We start from the raw sequence: 20,077 nt of genomic DNA, 5'->3' as shown, positions 1-20,077 counted from the left end.
GACAAAATAGAGCGTCAAGCACGCTCTAGAATATATAATTATATAGTTATCTCTTTTATATCAGCTACTTTTAGAAATGCTTGATAAATTTGACCAACGATAGAGATACGATTTGCTTTAATCTTTGGATCATCGCTATTTATCATTACATTATCAAAGTAACTATCAATTGCTGGTTTTAGATTAAATAGTGCTAATAGATAACCTTTTGTATCATTAATATCTAAATTTAAGCTATTAAATGCCGCATGTAGCGCTCTTTCGCTATCGTGCTGCATTAAGCTCTCATCTACGCTTACAATCTTATTATCTTTGATGATATTAGCAAGACGCTTAAATGTAGAAAAATTCTCTTTAAATTCACTATTTTTAGTTATCTCATCTAAAGCAATTATAGCTGAGTTTAATCTTTTAATATCGCTTATACCGCTATTTAAACAAGCCTTAATCACAGATGGATTAGCATTATACATAGTATATAGCCTATCATAGATGAAGTTCTCAAGTATATTAAGATCAAATTTAGCATATTTATCAGCTATTAAAGATAAGATATTTTTAACATCAAACTCGATATTTAAATTTAATACAATACGAATCACACCGGCTGCTGCTCTACGCAATGCATATGGGTCTTTATTGCCAGTTGGAATTTTATTTATACTAAATAGCCCCATAAGCGTATCAAGCTTAGAAGATAGTGCTACCATGCTAGAAAAGTAGCTTTTTGGACACTCACTTCCTTCTTTATTTGGTAAATACTGCTCTTTTATAGCTTCAACTACAAAGTGATTTTCTTTTCTATATTGAGCATAATAGCTTCCCATAATACCTTGTAGATCAGTAAATTCATACACCATAGAAGTAGCAAGATCGGCCTTGCTTAGCATCACTGCACGGTCAAGCTCATCAATAAATTCACCGCCAAATTCATATTTTAACTCTTTTTCATAGATTTTAGCTAACTCTCTTGCAATATCACGCTCTCTAATCTCTTTATCATACATTGAGCCAAGACCAGCTAAATATGTGATATTTTTAAGTTTAGCTGAGCTAAACTCACTAGCTAAATCACTCTCCCAAAAAAACTTAGCATCGCTCAATCTAGCTCTTAATACCTTTTCATTACCTTTTATTATCAAATTTGAATCACTACTAATTGCATTGCTAACTACTACAAAGTGGTTACTTAATTTGCCATTTTGGTCATATAATGGAAAGTAGCGTTGATTCTCTTTCATAGATGTTACAATAACCTCGCTTGGCACCTCTAAAAATTCCTTCTCAAAACTACCAATTAGAGCTGTAGGCATCTCAGTAATTGCCACAACTTCATCGAGTAAATCCTCATCTAGTTCAATTTTTAAACCGCTATTTTGCTCAATTATTTTAAATTCATCTAAGATTTTTTGACGTCTTTTACTAGCTTGCAAGATTATTCCATTATTCTCCAAAGCTGTAAAATACTCATCTATAGAGCCAAATTCAACCATATCATAGCCGTAATTTCTATGTGGATAAAACGCCATTTTGGATTTTACGCCATAAATTTCCATATCTACTAGCTCACTACCTAAAATAGCCACAACCGATCTAATTGGACGGATAAACTCGTAACTAAATCCACCCCATCTCATTGATTTACCAAAGCTAAGCGATGAAATAAATTTTTCTACAATCACAGGAAGTAAATTCTTGCTAGAATCACCTTTAATTACACTTTTATGATATAAAACCTCTTTGCCATTTATATTTTCAAATTTTAGCTCATCTACACTTATATTGCACTTCTTAGCAAAGCCCATTGCTGCAGCTGACCACTGACCATCAGCGCTTAAAGCTACATGTTTTGGCGCTCCGATATTTTCTACTATCTTATCACCAGCAAATTCAGCCATATCTCCATGAAGAACAATCCTTCTAGGCGTATAATCTAGCTCGAAATTGCACTCTATACTATACTCATCTAATACAGTTTTAAATTTAGACTCAATATTGCCAAGCTCTTTTAAAAATGGTATAGCAGGAAGCTCCTCTACCCCAATCTCAATCAACATTTTCATTTTTATCTCCATCTGCTTTTACTTTATCTTTTGCCTCTTTAGCTGTCTTTCTAGCAGCCATCAGCTCATCTCTAACTCTATGTTTTTCCATCATCTGACGATTAAACCCAACAACAAGAACAAAAACGATAAATATAACAACCACCCATCCCATAAAACCTAAAAAATCACTCAATAATTAACTCCTTTTGTCCTTTATAATTCCACACAACCGCCCTTTTAACACTCATTTTACCATCATTTATATGGCGATTTGGCGAATAAATTTTAAATTTATTTTTAGATATAGTAGCAAATCCGCCCTTAATATCTAAGATAATATCTCCGATAACATCACCACTTGTAGCGCTATTTATATCATTTTTATCTAATAAATATTTGCTTTCATCACCTTTAAAATCTGTATCTACAGCTATATATGATAGGCTAGTAATCTCAATATTTCCCTTATAATCTTCAACTCTATTTACTACTGCTTCAACCTTAGTGCCAAGTATTAAGGTTGGATTTTTCTCATACACATATATCCCACGGCGACTCTCATCAGCTAATATATAACCATTTTTATCTTTATACATCACCACGCCAGTAATCTTAGTTCTATTGTTATTTACTGATTTTATCTGACTAATTAATTTACTTGGCACATCTTTTATATCTTCTTGAAGACTCAAAGTTGCATAAAGTGGATAGTGATCTGAGTAACTATCATCCATAAAATTAGCCTTAAAAACTCCAAAACTACCATATTTATAATGCAATTTTTCTCCCATTAAATCACTACTTAGCATTATATGATCGATTGCGCTTTTGCCATTTTTATAGCTACTTCTTTGATATGATGGTAAAAACTCCCATAAATTTGTCCATCCATCAAGCCCATTAAGCAAAAATTTATACCCATAATTACTATTTAAATCACCTAAAATTACACCATTTTTACTATTTTTTACTGCTTTTTTCATAGTATTTGCCGCAGCGATTCTATGTTTAAGAGAGTTTTTAGCAGCTGGAAAGTGAGCTATAAAAAACTCAATATTATGCCCTTCAAACTCAACCCTACTCATCAAAATAGGTCTAGTTTTTACATCTGGTACAACATAAATTTCACTATCGCTAATCCTATATCTACTAAGCAATCCAAGCCCTACAGGAGAGCCTTTTAATGTAGCAAATTTATAAAATTTATATCCACTTAAATTAGCTAACTCTTTAATCACATTTTCATTTTCGATCTCATTTAGTGCTACTACATCTGCATTTAATTCCCGCAATACTCTAGAGATTTTTTGTAATTTTTGCTGATATTTAGCACTATTCCATCTATTTGATTTAAAATCGCTATATTCGCTTCCACTGATTTTATCATCAAAGAGATTTTCAACATTATAAGTAGCAATCTTTAATTCAGATGAAAATAGCAAACTAAATAAGAAAATAAGAGCTACTAAAACTCGCATACACTATCCCTAAAATCAAATTTATCTACATTTTGACGAATCGCTTCATATGTGATAATTCCTACGCTAGTGGCTAAATTTAAACTTCTTCCTTGTTTTGTCATTGGTATTGTGATGCAATTATTTTTATTTAATTTCATAAGTTCAATTGGCAATCCACAATCCTCAGCACCAAATATAAGATAATCTCCAGGGGCAAATTTAGCATCAAAATATAACTTATTACACTTAGTAGTAGCAAAGAAAAATCTATCTTTAAACTCCAAATTAGCCTCTAAAAAATCCTCCAAGCTCTCCCAAATTATCGGCTCTAAACTTGCCCAATAATCTAGTCCAGCTCGCCTTAAATGTTTATCATCTATCTCAAATCCAAGCGGCTTGATTAAATGAAGTTTTGCTCCAGAATTTACACACATTCTACCTATGCTACCTGTATTTGTATGAATTTTTGGATTTACAAGGACGATATTAAACATCTAAAATATCACCGTTTTATTATTATAAACAAAAACTCTCTCATCAAAAACAAGATCTAAAGCATTGCTAAGCACAACTTTTTCAACATTTCTACCAGCTTTTTGCATATCTTTCCAACTCATTTCGTGATTTACTCTAATAACATCTTGAGTAATTATCGGTCCTTCATCTAAATCATCAGTTACAAAGTGCGCCGTAGCTCCAATAATCTTAACACCACGCTCGTAAGCTTGCTTATATGGATTAGCACCGATAAATGCTGGTAAAAATGAGTGGTGAATATTTATAATCTTTTTAGGATAGGCTTTAACAAAATCTGGGCTTAAAATCCTCATATACTTTGCAAGCACCATATAATCAAATTTATATTTTGCCAGCTCAGCTAGAACTAATTTTTCATGCTCAGCCCTATCCATACCATCAGCACTAATGCAAGTAAATGGAATATCAAATTTATCACTTAATGGGCGTAAAGTATCATGATTAGCTATAATAGCTAAAATATTTGCATTTAAATCTCCGCTACTATGTTTAATTAATAGATCACCAAGGCAGTGATTCTCTTTAGTAGCTAAAATTACTATATCTTTTTTCTTGATAGATTCAAAAAATATTACACTATCACTTGGCAAATACGCACTAAGTGTATTTTTAAACTCAATAGTATTAACTTCGCCTACTACAACAGCACGCATATAAAATCTACGATTTTCGTGATCAACAAATTCGCTTGTGCTTACATAGTTTAATCCGTGCTTAAAAACAATCTCGCTAACGCGTAAAATTAGGCCTTTTTCATCATTGCAATCAATCTTTAAAATATAATCCACAACATCTCCAAAAATTTTAGAAAAATTCCGCAGATTATACAATTTTTTTGCTAAAAATTAGCCAAAATGAATTAGATAATATCTATGATAAATCTAGCTATTTTTAATAATCTTAGCCAAAAAAAATGCATCCATATTGCAATCAGGCAAAATCTTAAGTCCAAACTCACTTATAATCTCTGATTTTAATCCAAAGCTAATTTTATCAATAGTAATATCAAATTTAGAATTCAAAGCATTTTGCACTACCTCTTCATTCTCACACTCAAAAAATGTACAAGTGCTATAAACTACTACTCCACCGGGCTTTAAAGCACTTAGAGCTGAATTTAAAAGCTGCTTTTGTAATCTTGCTATTAGCTTAATCTCTTTAGCTGATTTCTCCACAAAGCCATCTCCAAAATGAGAATAGCTAGAACATGGCGCATCTAATAAAATTTTATCAAATTTGTTTTGGCAAGTTCTTGAAATGCTTCTTGCATCTTTATTATAGGTTCTAACCCACTCACAGCCATATTTATTTAAATTTGATTTTAAAGTATAAAAGCGTTTTGTATCGCTCTCCATTACAGCTAAATTAGCACCCTGCCCCATCATATTAGCTAGTGCAATACTTTTGCCACCTGGACTTGCACACATATCTAGCACCATATCATCTCTATTTGGATTTAGCGCTAGGGCTGCTAGGTAGCTACTTGGATTTTGTATATATATTGCCCCTTTATTAAATATCTCAGAGTGAGTTAGAGTATCTTTAAATTTAGCATCACAAATATAAAAATTAGGTAAAAATTCAGTAATCTCAACGCCTAAATTATTTAAACCAAGGATAATCTCATCTTTATTAAATTTAAGCAAATTAAGATAAAATCCAACACTTTTAGGCTTAAAAAAGCTATCCCAAACTCTATTAAAATCAGACTTAGTTAAAGTAGATTCTAAATAATCTTTAAAACTCATCTTTTTAAAAATCTCTCCAAAATTATCATTGCAGCCACGCTATCAAGCTTGCCATCTCTTTTATCATCTATTAAATCACTAGCTTCTAAACTACTATAAGCCTCATTCTCATAGCAAATTTGACCATCAAAATCTAAAAGCGAGATAAAATGTTTTATTCTTCGCTCCATCTCAGCCTCAGAGCTTCCACCTTTTGGCAAACCAACTACTAATATTTTTGCCTCTCTATCTTTTAAGGCATTACTCACATCTTTTGCAGCTTGATTTCGATTCTTACGAAGAATTGGAGCGATTGGAAGAGCAATTTTACCATCTGGACTTACTGCCATACCTATTCTTTTAAGCCCAATATCAATAGCAACTATCATAAAATTCTCACATAAATTCCATCAATAGCAATCTTGCCATCTAGTTCATATTCATAAATTTTATCCCCAAATTTACTATAACACTCATCAAAATTTGAGTTTTTTTTGATAAATTCTATAATCTCATCACTCTTTTTTTTATAATTTTTCACACCAAATTCCATAGCAAATTTATCAAAATCTGTAATAATCTTTGCCTTTTGGCTTGCTAGTAGCTCATTTGTACCGCTACTCTCACCTAATCTTTGAGGCAAAACATATAATGGAATACCAAATTTAATAGCAGCTCTTGCGCTACTCATAGAACCACTTTTTATATCTGCTTGAGCTACAACTACTGCATCACTTAAGGCTACTGTGATTAAATTTCGCTCTAAAAATTGCCACCCTTTTGCCAAAGTATCTGGCTCATATGCACTTAGTGCTAGTGAGTTTTGATATATATCTTTTATGATTTTAGAGTTTTGTAGTGGATAAATCTGATCTAAACCATTGCCAAAAACTGCGATTGTATTTGGATATGCACCCATATGAGCATAGATATCTACACCAATTGCTGCACCACTAACAACGCAAACTCCATATTTTTTTAATGTAGAAGCTAAATTTAAGGTCATATTTTTAGTATATACTGAGCATTTTCTAGAGCCTACAATTGCGACTTTTGGAGAATTTAGTAATTCTAAATTACCCTTATAATAAAGCTTTTGTGGAGGATTTTTAAAATTTGAATTTAGCTTAAACTCAGTTATAAAGTTCATACATATCCTTTAAAATCACCAACTCAGTCTCATTTGCTAACTCATTTTTCATAGCTGCTAAAGCCTTAAATGTCTGCTGATATGGATGACCTATAGCTATTGCTAAACCATTAGTTTTGGCAACCTTAATAGAGCGTTTTAACTCTTTAATTATAGCTTTTTCATCTTTTATATTATCTATAAATACATCGCGTTTTAAGTATTTATTGCCAAATTCTTTACTTAGTATTTTAGCCTTAGAATCCTTAGTTGTATAACTATCAATAAATATCATATTATTCTCTTTAAGTGCTTTAAAGAGCCTTTTCATAGCATTATAATCACTTGTAAATTTACTACCTGTATGATTATTTATATAGATAGCAGTTGGGAAATTTGATTTTATATTAGCAATTTGCGACTCTATTTTTACACTACTATCATTGATTTTTAAGGTATTTTTCTCTTGGGCTTGATAGTTTATCGCTTCAAGCGGTAGATGAATCATATAAAACTTAAATTCCTTGGCTACATTAACACTATTTGGATAGTTTTTGCTTGGTGGGAAAATTGAAGGCGTAATATTCATATCTAAAGATTTAATCTTTTTAGCATGATAAAAAGTAGATATATCATCTAAAATTATAGCTAGTTTTGGTCTATTTGAAGATAAATTTAAATCCGTTTTTATATCGTGATTTGGTTTTAAATTTAAATTTGGTTCTTTTATTTTCATATTGGGTTTATTTATATCGTTTTTACTCTTATTTATATCTGATTCGTTAATGGAATTTAATTTAGTATCTGTTATATTTTGTTCTACATTTTTAGGAGTATCAAGAATACTATACTCTCTTTTTCTATCTTTAAAATATGTATCAATATTATTAATAGTTTGAGTATCAAAAACTTGTTCTTGGTCTTTTTTATTGCTTACTACTATATATATTATAGCCACAATAGCTAAAATAGAAAGCAAAATACCAAGATATACAAGCACCCCGCTGCTATTTGGGGTGCTGCTTTTTTTACGCTTTGCCAATTAGTTTTTATCTTTATTAACTAATCTACCTTTATTAATCCAAGGCATCATAGCTCTTAATTTTTCACCAGTTTTATTTAGCAAACTCTCATCACTTAATTTACGCTCAGCATTCATTTTTGTATATCCTGCTTTACGCTCTAAGATAAAGTTTTTAGCAAATGTACCATCTTGAATCTCTCTTAAGATCTCTTTCATAGCTGCTTTTGATCTCTCATCTACTACGCGTTTGCCACTTACATAATCACCAAATTCAGCAGTATTTGAGATAGAATAACGCATATCAGCCATACCGCCTTGATAGATTAGATCTACGATTAATTTCATCTCGTGTAAGCACTCAAAGTATGCCATTTCAGGTTCATATCCAGCCTCTACTAGAGTTTCAAAACCTGCATTAATTAAAGCGCAAAGTCCGCCACAAAGCACAGCTTGTTCGCCAAATAGATCAGTTTCAGTCTCAGCCTTAAATGTAGTCTCTATAATTCCAGTTCTACCACCACCAATTGCACTAGCATAACTTAAAGCGATATCTTTAGCTTTACCTGAAGCATCTTGAGCTACTGCGATTAAATCTGGAATACCGCCACCATTTACAAATTCATTTCTTACAGTGTGACCTGGAGCCTTTGGAGCTATCATTATACAATCAATGCCTGCTGGTGGAACAATTTGACCGTAGTGAATATTAAATCCATGTCCAAATGCAATTGCGCTACCGCTTTTTAAATTTGGCTCAATTTGGGATTTAAATATATCAGCTTGCATCTCATCAGGAGTAAGTATCATTACAACATCAGCTTCTTTTGTAGCATCTGCTACGCTCATAACTTTAAATCCTTTGGCCTCTGCTTTTGCCCAGCTTTTACCATTTGGATTTAGACCTACGATAACCTCTACACCGCTATCACGTAGGTTTTCAGCGTGAGCGTGACCTTGAGAACCAAAGCCAATCATTGCTACTTTTTTAGATCTGATTAGGCTTAAATCACAATCTTTGTCATAATAAACTGTTATTGCCATAACTTTCCTTTAGTAAAAAATAAAGGACAATTATACATTATTAAAATTTAAATTTTATAAAATTTCAAAAAAATTATCAAAAATTTAACTTCAATGTAGTAAAATTACCCAAATTAATCAAAAATTATACGAGAAATCATAATGAATGAAGCAATCTATAAGAGCATAAAATCTCTACCACCACTTGATGAAACAATTATAAAAATACAGCAAATTTGTAGTAGCGATGATAGTGATATAGCAGAATTAATAAGCGTAATACATCAAGATCCTATGCTAACGGCTAATATATTACGCTCAGCCAATAGCCCATTATATGGCTTTAGCAGAGAGATAGCTGATATAAACAGAGCCGTAGCTTTATTTGGTATGGCTACTATTAGAGGATTTGCACTCGCTGGAACAATTAAAAAAAGCTTTAAAATCGATCTGACACCTTATGGTATTTCTGGAACTAAATTTATGGATTTAGCAATAATGCAAAACGCCTTAGCATTTAACTGGTGTAGCAAGATAAACCGTGAGCTTTTAAACATTATTTCACCAGCTAGTTTTATGATGGATATAGGTAAGATAATAATTGCTAAAGAGTTAATAGACTCTAAAAAGTCAGATAATTTTAGATCTAAAATGCAAAATATATCAACACCAGATGAGCTATGCCAATTAGAGATGGATATAGTAGGAATATCTAGCCAAATGGTTACAGCTCAAATATTTAAAAATTGGAATTTAGAACTAGAAATAGCTGATGTAATAAAATACTCACTAAATCCAACTGACGCACCAGAAGTTTTAAGAAAACATTGTGCAATATTAAATATTATAAGCAACAGCATAAATGTCTTTGATACTCTATCTCAAAGCCAAATAGATAACTCACAAGAGCTTTTAAAACTCTATAATCTTGATGCTAAGCTATATCTAAACGCAATAGAAAAAGTGAAAAATTGAGAGCATTTCTAAACTCTTTAACCACTGGCTTAGATGGCAAATACGCCAAATCTAGTGAGCTTGAAATCTTAAGAGTATTAGAACAGATAAAGGCTGTATCAAAATATAAAAATAGATATTATTTAAATGATGGCTTTGTTTGTGGAAAGCTTGATATCTCTAGCAATGGAACTGGATTTTTATATCCTTACGATAGCAGATTTAAACAAGATCTAATGATAGAAAATCGTGATCTAGGTGGAGCTAAATTTGGCGATATAGTTCTTGCAAAGCTAACTAAATTTAAAAAACCACGCCAAAAAGCTACCGTAGTAGCTGTATTACAAATGGCAAACGAAACAAGTGTAGTTTATACTAAAAAAATCGGCCCAGCTATAATGGGCGTAACAATCCCAAATTCCCTTACAATCGCCCTAAAAGCCAGCCAAAAATCTCTAAAAGAGCTTCCACAAGGCACGGTATTAAAGATTAATAATCTAGATAATGATATAGTAGAAGTCTTAGGCGTAATTGATGATCCAAGTGTAGATCAAAAAATTTCAATGGCTCTATATAATAAGCGTGAAATATTTCCAAAAATTGCACAAAATGAAGCAATTAGCTTTGGCAATGAAGTTGATAAGGGTATGTATTTAGATAGAGTAGATCTAACTCATTTGCCATTTTGTACCATAGATCCAGTAGATGCTAAAGACTTTGATGATGCAATATATTTTGATAAAAATACAAATGAAATTTACATAGCCATTGCAGATGTAAGCGAATATGTAAGTCCATATAGCGGTATCGATAAAGAGGCTAGATTTAGAGGATTTTCTATATATTTTCCACATATTGCTATTCCTATGTTGCCACGAGAGTTAAGTGAAAATATCTGCTCTTTAAAACCAAACTGCGATAGGCTTGCTTTTGTATTTAAGATCAAACTTAACTCAAATTTAGAACCAATATCTGAAGAGCTTTTAAGCTGCATAATTCACTCTAAAAGACGCTTTAACTACGATGAAGTTGATAGTTTAATTAAGGGCGAATTAGAGTGTCAAAAGGAGATAGAAAATTGGCTAATACCGCTTTTTGAACTTACACAAAAATTAAAAGAAAAACGGCTTAAAAATGGCTTTGACTTTCATACATTAGAGCTTAGAATGAGCTTAGATAAAAATGGAGATATTAGCTCAACTAGATTTGAAAGCTCTACACCATCGCACTCACTTATAGAAGAGTGTATGCTACTAGCCAATAAAGCTGCTGCAAAAAGAGTTAAAAAAGGTATATTTAGAAATCACGCGCCAGCTGATTTAAAAAAGATAAATGACCTTTTAAACGATCTTGCAGTACTTGGTATTGAAGAGCAATATGATGGTGATTTAGTAACTATGATAGCTAAAATTCAAGTCAAAGCTAGCGAGTTAGGCATAAGAGAAGATATAGATAAGCTTATTATAAAAGCACAAAAAAGAGCTGAGTATTCAAGCAATTGCACTGGCCACTTTGGTCTTGGATTTGAGTTTTACTCGCATTTTACTAGTCCGATTCGTAGATATTCAGATTTAATACTTCATAGAATTTTAAAAGCTGGCGATGATGCTAAACTAACAAACTATCTTATGTTAGGCATCGATGAATTATGCAGCAGCTTAAATATTCTTGAGCGCGAAGCTGATAAAGTCGCTTGGGACTTTATGGATCGCAAATTTGCTCGTTGGGCGGCTAAAAATATTGGTCAAACTTTTAAATGCTATATATATGAAAGCGGCAATCAAACAGTTGCTAAACTTGATGATGAACTAAAAGGAGCTAGAATTTTTTTAAATAATTTTAAGAGCGAGATATTAACTACAGTTAGAGTAAAAATCACAGATGTAGATATCCCAACAGCAAAAATTATGGGTAAAGTAGTAGAGATTTTAGATGTATAAAAAAGACTTTATATCACTTTTAAACTCACCAGATATACCAAATTTTTTCTTGCTTTATGGGGCTGAGAGCTATCAAGTAGAGTTTTATACCAATGAACTTTTATCTAAATATAATAAAGAAAACCTACTTAGCTTATACTATGATGATTACAGCTTTAATCTTGCCATTTCACATCTTAGCGAACCATCTCTTTTTGCTAGCTCTAATCTTCTTCATATCAAAAATGATAAAAAAATCCCAGCAAAAGATGCTAAAGAGCTAATTGCTCAATGCCAAAATAATCCAAATAATATATTCATTCTTGAACTTCACGAAGGAGATGAAAAGGTCTTAACTGATATAAAAAAGCAATTTGGGTCTAATTTTGTTAGGTTTTTCCCGCCAAGTAGCGCTTCAGAAGTAAATCAAATTCTATCCAATCACGCTAAAATTCTTGGATTAAATATAGATAGCCAATCGCTCCTATACATCTACAATCTACAAAATGAAAATCTATATCTAAGTGCAAGTGAATTAAATAAGCTTGCTAGTATTGGCGTTAGATTTAGCCTTGATGAGATTAAAGAGAGAGTTTATGCTCTAAATGGAATTGGCTTTGATGTGCTTTTTGATAAAATTATTAACAAAAAAAATATAAATAGTGATTATTTTGAGTTTATAAATGATAGTTCATTTAATGAAATTGCTCTATTAAATATGCTTTTTAGAGCATTTCATAGATTATATCTTATTCATAGCTCTATTAAAACAAGTGGTAAATTTGACCCAAAAACTGTCTTAGGATACACTCCGCCACCTCAAATAATTAATAAACTTCAATCTCAAGCTATAGCGATAAAAACCGAGCAATATGCTCAAATTTTTAAATTTTTAAATGAGATTGAATTTGATTTAAAATGCAAAAATAGCATTGATAAAGAGTGCTACTTACTATCGGCTTTGCTTAATCTACAAGATATTTTAAGTAAAAACAGCAAATTTTAAGCATTTTTTTAGTATAATCGCGGTTGCATTTTATGCAAATTCCTTGCTCTTTTAGAAGAAAAAGAGCTAAAATCCACAAGGAGAATATATGAGACATTATGAGCTTTTATTCATCTTAAAACCAACACTAACAGAAGATGAAGTTAAAGTTAAGGCTGATTTCATTAAAGAAATCATTACAAAAAATGGTGGCGAAATCGCTAATGTAGTTGAAATGGGAACACGCAAACTAGCTTATAAAATTGAAAAATATGAGCGTGGTACATACTTTGTAATCTACTTCAAAGCTCCAACTCAACTAATTGCTGAACTAGTAAGAAACTTAAGAATAACTGAAGAAGTTATTAGATTCTTGCCTGTAAAATATGAAAATAAAAAAGAGATTGCAGCTTGGGAAAAACTAAGCAAAGGTCAAAAATTAGTTCAACCTAAAAAAGAATCAAAAACAGAAGAAAAATCAGCTGAACAAGAGTAATTAATAAAGGCTAGATTATGTTTAATAAAGTAGTTTTAGTAGGAAATTTAACTAGAAATATCGAACTTAGATATATCCAAAGTGGCACTGCTGTAGGTAGCACTGGAATAGCTGTTAATCGCAAATTTAGCGTCAATGGTGAAAAAAGAGATGAAACTTGCTTTATTGACATAACTTTTTTTGGTCGTCAAGCTGAAGTTGCAAATCAATACCTAAATAAAGGTAGCAAGGTTTTGATCGAAGGAAGACTTAAATTTGATAGCTGGCAAGACCAAAATGGACAAAACCGCTCAAAACACTCAATAGTAGTAGAAAATATGGAGATGCTAGGCGGTCAGCAAAATCAAGGTGGATTTAATAGAGATGGCAATGAATCAAACAGCTATAATGGTGGATATGGCACAAACTCATATAACCAAAATAGAGAGTATCAGCAAAATAATGGCGGATTTAATAAAGAATTCAGCCAAAATAGTAACTACTCTCAAACTAATAGTTTTAGCCAAAAGCAGCCAGCAATAGAGCCATACCAAGAAAAAGTCCCAGAGATTGATCTAGATGCTGATATTAAATACGATAGCAAACCTGCTAAATCAAATTTCAATTACAGCAACGAAGATGAAGAAATTCCATTTTAAAGGATAGACAATGGCAGAAAAAAGAAAATATAGCAAAAAATATTGCAAATTTACAGAAGCAAAAATTGATTTTATAGATTATAAAGATACAGCACTTTTAAAACAATGCTTATCTGAAAGATTTAAAATTATGCCAAGACGCTTAACTGGCACAAGTAAAAAACACCAAGAAATGGTAGAAAAAGCAATCAAAAGAGCTAGACACGTTGCTCTTATTCCATATATCGTAGATAGAAACAACGTAGTTACTAATCCATTTGAAGGTCTATAATTTAATGCCCCGTTATGGGGTATTAAATTTACTCACACTCTTTACTATAATCTTTTTTTATCTTAATAACTTCAAATATAAATTTAATATACCCACCTTTATACCAATTTTTATTAGCTTGTATTAAAGCTTTACCTAAATTATAGCTTAGATGATTTTTTAATCTTAAGGCATCTTTATAATCACTATACGCTTCAAGTTCTAATCTTTTTAAATTTGGATTATGTTTTATATTTTCTTTATATATTTTTTGTTCTTTTTGATATTTTATCACTATATCTATTAATACAAATGGTAGCTTTAAAATACCTAATATACTCTTAGAGTTCTCTATCATAGAATACCCCAGTCTGTATTCAAGACTGTTTAATATTTGTGATTTTGCACTACCATAAGATAGCTTAGGTGTTTGCTCCTTTACAACATTTAATGGCTCAGATATATTTTGACTTAAAAATTGATCTTTGAATTTAATACTATTAAATTTTTTCTTGTACTCTACCAAAGAAATATCATAAGGATAGCTATCAAAATAAGCAAATCTATTTTTACTCTTATTATTATAGATAGCATCATATAAAAATTCTAACTTGTCCTGTGCATTAATTAAGCTATTTAGCATATTTTCAATAGCTTTTGGTGATATAAACTCATCTTTATCATAAATATATTTAAAATTTTCATTTGGCATATTTTTATTTTTTAGTGTCTCTTCTTTACCCCATTTTTGCTCAAATATATCATCTCTTAGCCAAAATATATCATGTTTTATCTGTTTTGCCGGATTTCCTGCATTTATAGTATTTGAATAGCACTGCTTAACAACCATACTTTTAGCACCAATCACAGCCCCAGATGCTATAAATGAACCTTTTAAAATGCCAGCTTCTTGTCCGCACCATACATGATCGCCAATATAGATACTTTTTGAAAAATTTAATCTATTATTACTTTTTATATCCATTATAGAGTGATAGTCGCACGTACTAGCCCATATACTCCATGAAAACATACAATCTCTACCGATAATAATATTTTTAGCCTCATAAACACGCAAACTAACCCCACCAAAACTACTATCATCATCGATATAGCAACAACAGTCTTTTGTAAGAGAAATAGTACCATTTACCCTAACACCATGGCCAATAAAAACTAAATTATTATCTGAGTGAAAAATTATATTAATATTTTTACTTCTTCCAGCAAAAAATACAATATTATTTTTACCTTTAAAATCACATTTGAAATTTAACTGTTTTGATAAATCGCCATATATAATATTGTCATTTTCTCCGATATTTTTTAACATAAGCTCTCCAAATATTTAAGAATAATAATCTAAGGTAACTAGTTTTAATAAATTAGTTACCTTATAACTTTAAAAATTTAAGAAAACCAGCTCTTAATCTTATCTAAGATACTCTTATCGCTTGCCATTTCACCAGTTTTAATACCAAAGCTACTTTGAAGTTCTTTTAAAAGTTCAACCTGTTCATCGCTTAATTTTTTTGGCATTTGAATAGAAATTTGCACAATTAAGTCGCCAAGATGCTTAGAGTGAGCATTTCTAACACCCTCTTTAGCAATAACAAACTGCTGCTTATCCATAGTTCCTACAGGTAATTCTAGCGTGGTTTCACCTCTAAGCGTTGGTATCTTGATACTCTCGCCAAGTACTGCCTGGGTGAAAAATACCGGAATCTCGATATATACATCATCCCCATCTCTATGAAAATGCTCATCATCTCTTACTACAATATGCACATAAAGATCGCCATTTTTATCTTCATATCTATTTCCTTTTTGGCTTACCCTAATTCTAGTACCATTATCTACGCCTTCGGGAATATTTATTTTAATGCTATCATTTATCTCATTATAGCCATTAGCATTGCATTTAGAACATTTATCTTTAATAGTCTGCCCGCTACCAAAACACTCTGGACAGCTTTGTACAAACTGCATAAATCCTTGTCTAATGCCCACTTTACCACTTCCACCGCACTTAGCACATGTTTGCTTTTTTCCATCTTTTGAACCAGTAGCATTACACTCTTGGCATGGAGTTTTATATCTATATTTTATCTCTTTTTCACAACCAAAAACCGCCTCATTAAACTCAAGCGTAATCCCAACTTCAATATCCAAAGCATATTTATATTTATTTTTAGAGCTTTTTTGGCTAGAGCCAAATCCGCCACCAAAAAATGAGCTAAATATATCCCCTAAATCATCAAAATCAAATCCACCGCTAAAGTCACCAGCTGAGCCTTTTAAACCATCTTTGCCATATCTATCATATATCTCTCTTTTATTGGCATCGCTTAAAACCTCATAAGCTTCATTAATCTGTTTGAATTTCTCCTCAGCCTCTTTGTCGCCTTGATTTCTATCTGGATGATACCTTAATGCTTGCTTTCTATAAGCCTTTTTAATAGTATCGGTATCGGCATCTTTTGATACCTCTAATATTTCATAATATTCAAATTCCAAAATATTTTTCCTTACATAATTTAGTCGGCGATTTTACCTAAAAGTTACTAAATTTATGCATAAAAGCAAAATTATTATTAATTTTTGGTATAATGTTGCCAAAATTTCAATACTAGGAGTCTGATATGATAAATGTATTAATGATAGAAGATGATCCAGAATTTGCTCAAATTTTATCTGAATATTTGATTAAATTTAATATCAAAGTTACAAATTATGAAGATCCATATCTTGGTCTAAGTGCTGGGATTAAAAATTATGATCTTTTAATCCTTGATCTTACTCTTCCTGGTATGGACGGGCTAGAAGTTTGTAAAGAAATTAGAGAAAAATATGATATTCCTATAATTATTAGCTCAGCTAGAAGTGATGTAAATGATAGAGTTGTAGGATTGCAAATTGGTGCAGATGATTACTTGCCAAAACCATACGATCCAAAAGAGATGCACGCTAGAATAACTAGCTTAATTAGACGCTATAAAAAGAGCAACGAAACTCAAGAAGAAGTAGCTGATACGCTATTTAAAGTTGATGATAAACGCCATGAAATCTCATATAATGGTACTGCACTTACACTAACTCCAGCTGAATATGAGATATTAGAGTATCTAATCAAACAGCACAGTTTTTCAGTATCTAGAGAGCAGCTAGTCTATCACTGTAAAAGTCTAAAAGATAAAGATTCAAAAAGCTTAGATGTAATCATAGGTCGCTTAAGAACCAAAATTGGAGATAATTCAAAATCACCTAAGCATATATTCTCAGTTCGTGGCATAGGATATAAATTAGTCGGATGAGATACTCACTAACTACTAAAATCACGGTAATATTTGCTATTGGATTTATCGTGATTTGCACTCTATTTTTTATGTTTTTTAAACTCCAAAATGAGCGAATTTTAGGCAAAATTGGAGAAAATCATTATAACTCAATTAGTTGGCTATTATCTTTATATCAAAAATCAAATATGCCTGAAGATTGGGAAAGATATTTTAAAAACTTCGATCTAGCCTATGTCAAAAATGCAAATTTACAAAAGGCTATTTTTGATAAAGGCACTCTAATTAGTAGATCTGATACATTAATTGGTGTAGTTGATACTATTCGTTATAAAAATGATCTTTATTTACGCATTAAAAATCAAAGCGTTACAATACTTTTAGAATCTACCTTGCATAGTGGAAATGATAGCTTACTAGCTAGCTTTATTATTGTAATGGCGCTATTTATCTCACTATATGTATCTATTTTTAGAAGTCTTATACCGCTTAAAAAACTTCGTAGCGATATACATAAATTTGCTGCTGGAAATATGGATGGAGTATGTGTTGTCAATTTTGCAAAAGGTAGCGATGAGATTAGTGAGGTAGCTTATGAATTTAATAATGCAGCCTGCAAAATCAAAGATTTAATAATGTCAAGACAGCTATTTTTACGCACTATAATGCATGAACTTAAAACTCCAATTGGCAAAGGCAGAATAGTAAGTGAGATGATCGAAGATGATACGCAAAAAGAACGGCTAATAGCAATATTTGAAAGATTAAATATACTTATAAATGAATTTGCTAAAATAGAACAACTACTAAGTAAAAGCTATAGTTTAGATTATGCTAAATATCGCTTTAGTCTTATTTTAGATCAAGCAAAAGATATGATGCTATTAGATGACTTTAATAGCAATGTCAAGGTTGATTTAAATTCAGACCCGCTACTAAATGTAGATTTTCAACTATTTTCACTTGCAATTAAAAACTTAATAGATAATGCACTTAAATACTCTGATGACAAAAAAGTGATTATAAAATGTGATAATACAGCTATATATATAAGAAACCATGGAAAGCCATTAGATAGATCAATAGAGCATTATAAACAAGCTTTTATAAGAGACAATAGTGCAAAAGCTAGCGGAATGGGGCTTGGGCTATATATAATTGAACATATATGTTCTATGCATAAGTTTAGCTTGGATTATAATTATATAGATGGCTATCATGAATTCTCAATCAAATTTAGGCATATAAATAGTGAAAAATCTTGAACATTTTGATAAACTTGTAGAGGCCTTTGGCAAAATTCCAGGTGTGGGTAAAAAATCAGCTATAAAATATGCCTATTATATAACATTGCAAGATCCATTTTTTGGTCTAAATTTGGCTCATACTATAGAAAATTCTATTCATAGTCTAAAACACTGTACAATATGTGGTGGAATTAGTCAAAATGAGATCTGTGATATATGTGTAGATACTCATAGAAATAACTCCATGATATGCGTAGTAGAAAGTCCTAAAGATATTCTTACTATTGAAGATTCAAATTCATTTGATGGATTGTATTTTGTCTTTAACGATATTAATAGTGTTTCAAATTTAAAAGATATGATATTGAAATTTGATGCTAAAGAGTTAATTTTTGCCTTTAGTCCAAGCATAAATAGCGATGGCGTAATGCTTTATATAGAAGATCAACTAAAAGATTTAAAGATTAATTTTACTAAAATTGCTCAAGGTATTCCAACTGGTGTAAGCTTAGAAAATGTAGATATGCTCTCACTTACTAAAGCCATTAAGGATAGAAAAGAGATTTAAAGCTCAAATGCTTTATGCATTAACTTTGTAATCTTATCTGTACTAAATTTATTACTATAAAATAGATTAAAAGCTAACACAGCCTGATAAAGCAACATATCTTTACCATCTTTACTTTTTAGACCCATCTTCCTAGCTAAAGATAAAAATGGAGTTAATTTATTATATATAACATCAAAAGCAAATTTAGAATTAGCAAAAATATCTTTTAAAATCATCTCATCACATGGAAGCTCATCGCTACACAATCCTGCTGAAGTTGTATTAATAACAAGATCATAATCTTCACAAGTGAAGTTAGAGTGTGTGCAAAATTGATAATTTATAAACTGATCTTTTTTATTGCTACGATTTAGAATATGAACTTGCACTCCATTAGAAGCCAAAATATATGCAAGTGCTTTAGCAGTACCACCAGCACCCAATATCAAAGCCTTATTAATTTTGCCAAACTCAGCAATTGCCATCATAAATCCAGGCGCATCAGTATTATAACCTTTAATTTTACCATTTTGATTAATTAAAGTATTGATAGAGCCGATATCTGCTGCAACAGTATCAAGCTCATCACAAAGAGTTAAAACTGACTCTTTAAAAGGGACAGTGATATTTGCACCAGATAGATTATATTTTTTAAATTTGGCAATAATATCACTACCCTGCTCTAATAAAATCCTACCATACACTCCATTTAATCCTAAACCTTGCAATGCGCTATTATGCAGCCTAGGCGAAATGGAGTGAGATACAGGATTGCCAAATAGAGCAAAATACTTCACTAT

The 20,077-nt window shown here is 31.2% G+C and carries 22 protein-coding genes; 9 read left to right on the top strand and 13 right to left on the bottom strand.

All coding sequences use genetic code 11. The features are described 5' to 3' along the window. Positions 1 to 38: 38 nt before the first annotated feature. The 10 genes from glyS to ilvC all read right to left on the bottom strand — a co-directional run bounded on the left by glyS (position 39) and on the right by ilvC (position 8,963). Positions 39 to 2,063 carry a glycine--tRNA ligase subunit beta gene (glyS, locus tag CVIC12175_RS03610; RefSeq protein ID WP_086256711.1) on the bottom strand — a complete coding sequence of 675 codons (2,025 nt, stop codon included), beginning with the start codon at positions 2,061 to 2,063 and terminating at the stop codon, positions 39 to 41. Next, the gene (locus CVIC12175_RS03605) at positions 2,047 to 2,238 is read right to left on the bottom strand and encodes a hypothetical protein (RefSeq protein ID WP_086256712.1); all 192 of its coding nucleotides are present in this window, start codon (positions 2,236 to 2,238) and stop codon (positions 2,047 to 2,049) included. The genes glyS and CVIC12175_RS03605 overlap by 17 nt, the downstream gene beginning before the upstream one ends. Then, complete coding sequence (locus tag CVIC12175_RS03600; protein ID WP_086256713.1) at positions 2,231 to 3,523, bottom strand: endonuclease/exonuclease/phosphatase family protein; 1,293 nt, start codon at positions 3,521 to 3,523, stop codon at positions 2,231 to 2,233. Before CVIC12175_RS03600 ends, CVIC12175_RS03605 begins: the two co-directional genes overlap by 8 nt. Beyond that, complete coding sequence (locus CVIC12175_RS03595; protein ID WP_086256714.1) at positions 3,511 to 3,999, bottom strand: tRNA (cytidine(34)-2'-O)-methyltransferase; 489 nt, start codon at positions 3,997 to 3,999, stop codon at positions 3,511 to 3,513. The genes CVIC12175_RS03600 and CVIC12175_RS03595 overlap by 13 nt, the downstream gene beginning before the upstream one ends. Then, positions 4,000 to 4,830, bottom strand: coding sequence for a formyltetrahydrofolate deformylase (gene purU, locus CVIC12175_RS03590; protein WP_086256715.1), 831 nt, complete (start codon positions 4,828 to 4,830; stop codon positions 4,000 to 4,002). A gap of 93 nt (positions 4,831 to 4,923) precedes the next feature. Continuing rightward, complete coding sequence (locus tag CVIC12175_RS03585; protein ID WP_086256716.1) at positions 4,924 to 5,790, bottom strand: RsmB/NOP family class I SAM-dependent RNA methyltransferase; 867 nt, start codon at positions 5,788 to 5,790, stop codon at positions 4,924 to 4,926. Beyond that, on the bottom strand, positions 5,787 to 6,158 hold the full coding sequence (gene ruvX, locus CVIC12175_RS03580; RefSeq protein ID WP_086248269.1) for a Holliday junction resolvase RuvX: 372 nt from the start codon (positions 6,156 to 6,158) through the stop codon (positions 5,787 to 5,789). The genes CVIC12175_RS03585 and ruvX overlap by 4 nt, the downstream gene beginning before the upstream one ends. After that, entirely contained in the window at positions 6,155 to 6,919 is a 765-nt protein-coding gene (locus CVIC12175_RS03575; RefSeq protein ID WP_086256717.1) for a DNA-processing protein DprA, read from the bottom strand. Before CVIC12175_RS03575 ends, ruvX begins: the two co-directional genes overlap by 4 nt. Continuing rightward, positions 6,903 to 7,940, bottom strand: a complete 1,038-nt coding sequence (locus CVIC12175_RS03570; RefSeq protein WP_086256718.1) for a divergent polysaccharide deacetylase family protein — start codon at positions 7,938 to 7,940, stop codon at positions 6,903 to 6,905. Before CVIC12175_RS03570 ends, CVIC12175_RS03575 begins: the two co-directional genes overlap by 17 nt. After that, complete coding sequence (gene ilvC / locus CVIC12175_RS03565; RefSeq protein WP_086248266.1) at positions 7,941 to 8,963, bottom strand: ketol-acid reductoisomerase; 1,023 nt, start codon at positions 8,961 to 8,963, stop codon at positions 7,941 to 7,943. Positions 8,964 to 9,104: 141 nt separating this feature from the next. On the opposite strand from ilvC, the gene CVIC12175_RS03560 reads away from it, so the two are divergent. From CVIC12175_RS03560 to rpsR, 6 genes are all read left to right on the top strand, one after another. Continuing rightward, positions 9,105 to 9,917 carry an HDOD domain-containing protein gene (locus tag CVIC12175_RS03560; RefSeq protein WP_086256719.1) on the top strand — a complete coding sequence of 271 codons (813 nt, stop codon included), beginning with the start codon at positions 9,105 to 9,107 and terminating at the stop codon, positions 9,915 to 9,917. Then, the gene (locus tag CVIC12175_RS03555; RefSeq protein ID WP_086256720.1) at positions 9,914 to 11,836 is read left to right on the top strand and encodes an RNB domain-containing ribonuclease; all 1,923 of its coding nucleotides are present in this window, start codon (positions 9,914 to 9,916) and stop codon (positions 11,834 to 11,836) included. Before CVIC12175_RS03560 ends, CVIC12175_RS03555 begins: the two co-directional genes overlap by 4 nt. After that, on the top strand, positions 11,829 to 12,821 hold the full coding sequence (gene holA, locus CVIC12175_RS03550) for a DNA polymerase III subunit delta (RefSeq protein ID WP_086256721.1): 993 nt from the start codon (positions 11,829 to 11,831) through the stop codon (positions 12,819 to 12,821). The genes CVIC12175_RS03555 and holA overlap by 8 nt, the downstream gene beginning before the upstream one ends. An 88-nt stretch (positions 12,822 to 12,909) precedes the next feature. Next, complete coding sequence (gene rpsF, locus CVIC12175_RS03545) at positions 12,910 to 13,296, top strand: 30S ribosomal protein S6 (protein WP_086246555.1); 387 nt, start codon at positions 12,910 to 12,912, stop codon at positions 13,294 to 13,296. Between the two features lie 17 nt (positions 13,297 to 13,313). Then, complete coding sequence (locus CVIC12175_RS03540; protein WP_086256722.1) at positions 13,314 to 13,934, top strand: single-stranded DNA-binding protein; 621 nt, start codon at positions 13,314 to 13,316, stop codon at positions 13,932 to 13,934. 10 nt (positions 13,935 to 13,944) lie between these two features. Beyond that, the gene (gene rpsR / locus CVIC12175_RS03535) at positions 13,945 to 14,205 is read left to right on the top strand and encodes a 30S ribosomal protein S18 (protein ID WP_086246557.1); all 261 of its coding nucleotides are present in this window, start codon (positions 13,945 to 13,947) and stop codon (positions 14,203 to 14,205) included. Positions 14,206 to 14,233: 28 nt separating this feature from the next. Here rpsR and CVIC12175_RS03530 read toward each other — a convergent pair whose 3' ends face one another. Further along, positions 14,234 to 15,517, bottom strand: coding sequence for an acyltransferase (locus tag CVIC12175_RS03530; protein ID WP_086315861.1), 1,284 nt, complete (start codon positions 15,515 to 15,517; stop codon positions 14,234 to 14,236). Between the two features lie 77 nt (positions 15,518 to 15,594). Further along, the gene (dnaJ, locus tag CVIC12175_RS03525; RefSeq protein WP_086315860.1) at positions 15,595 to 16,701 is read right to left on the bottom strand and encodes a molecular chaperone DnaJ; all 1,107 of its coding nucleotides are present in this window, start codon (positions 16,699 to 16,701) and stop codon (positions 15,595 to 15,597) included. Between the two features lie 125 nt (positions 16,702 to 16,826). On the opposite strand from dnaJ, the gene CVIC12175_RS03520 reads away from it, so the two are divergent. From CVIC12175_RS03520 to recR, 3 genes are read left to right on the top strand one after another with little or no spacing between them, the layout of a single operon-like run. After that, entirely contained in the window at positions 16,827 to 17,498 is a 672-nt protein-coding gene (locus CVIC12175_RS03520; RefSeq protein ID WP_086246560.1) for a response regulator transcription factor, read from the top strand. Continuing rightward, entirely contained in the window at positions 17,495 to 18,745 is a 1,251-nt protein-coding gene (locus CVIC12175_RS03515; RefSeq protein WP_086256725.1) for an ArsS family sensor histidine kinase, read from the top strand. Before CVIC12175_RS03520 ends, CVIC12175_RS03515 begins: the two co-directional genes overlap by 4 nt. Beyond that, positions 18,729 to 19,295, top strand: coding sequence for a recombination mediator RecR (recR, locus tag CVIC12175_RS03510; protein ID WP_086246562.1), 567 nt, complete (start codon positions 18,729 to 18,731; stop codon positions 19,293 to 19,295). Before CVIC12175_RS03515 ends, recR begins: the two co-directional genes overlap by 17 nt. Here the strand turns inward: recR and CVIC12175_RS03505 are convergent. Continuing rightward, on the bottom strand, positions 19,292 to 20,074 hold the full coding sequence (locus CVIC12175_RS03505) for a shikimate dehydrogenase (protein ID WP_086256726.1): 783 nt from the start codon (positions 20,072 to 20,074) through the stop codon (positions 19,292 to 19,294). The two genes, recR and CVIC12175_RS03505, sit on opposite strands and share 4 nt — an antisense overlap. Positions 20,075 to 20,077 lie beyond the last annotated feature (3 nt).

The sequence above is a fragment of the Campylobacter vicugnae genome (assembly GCF_002139875.1).
GTDB classification, from domain to species: Bacteria; Campylobacterota; Campylobacteria; order Campylobacterales; family Campylobacteraceae; genus Campylobacter; species Campylobacter vicugnae.
This window is presented reverse-complemented; position numbering and strand designations above follow the sequence as displayed.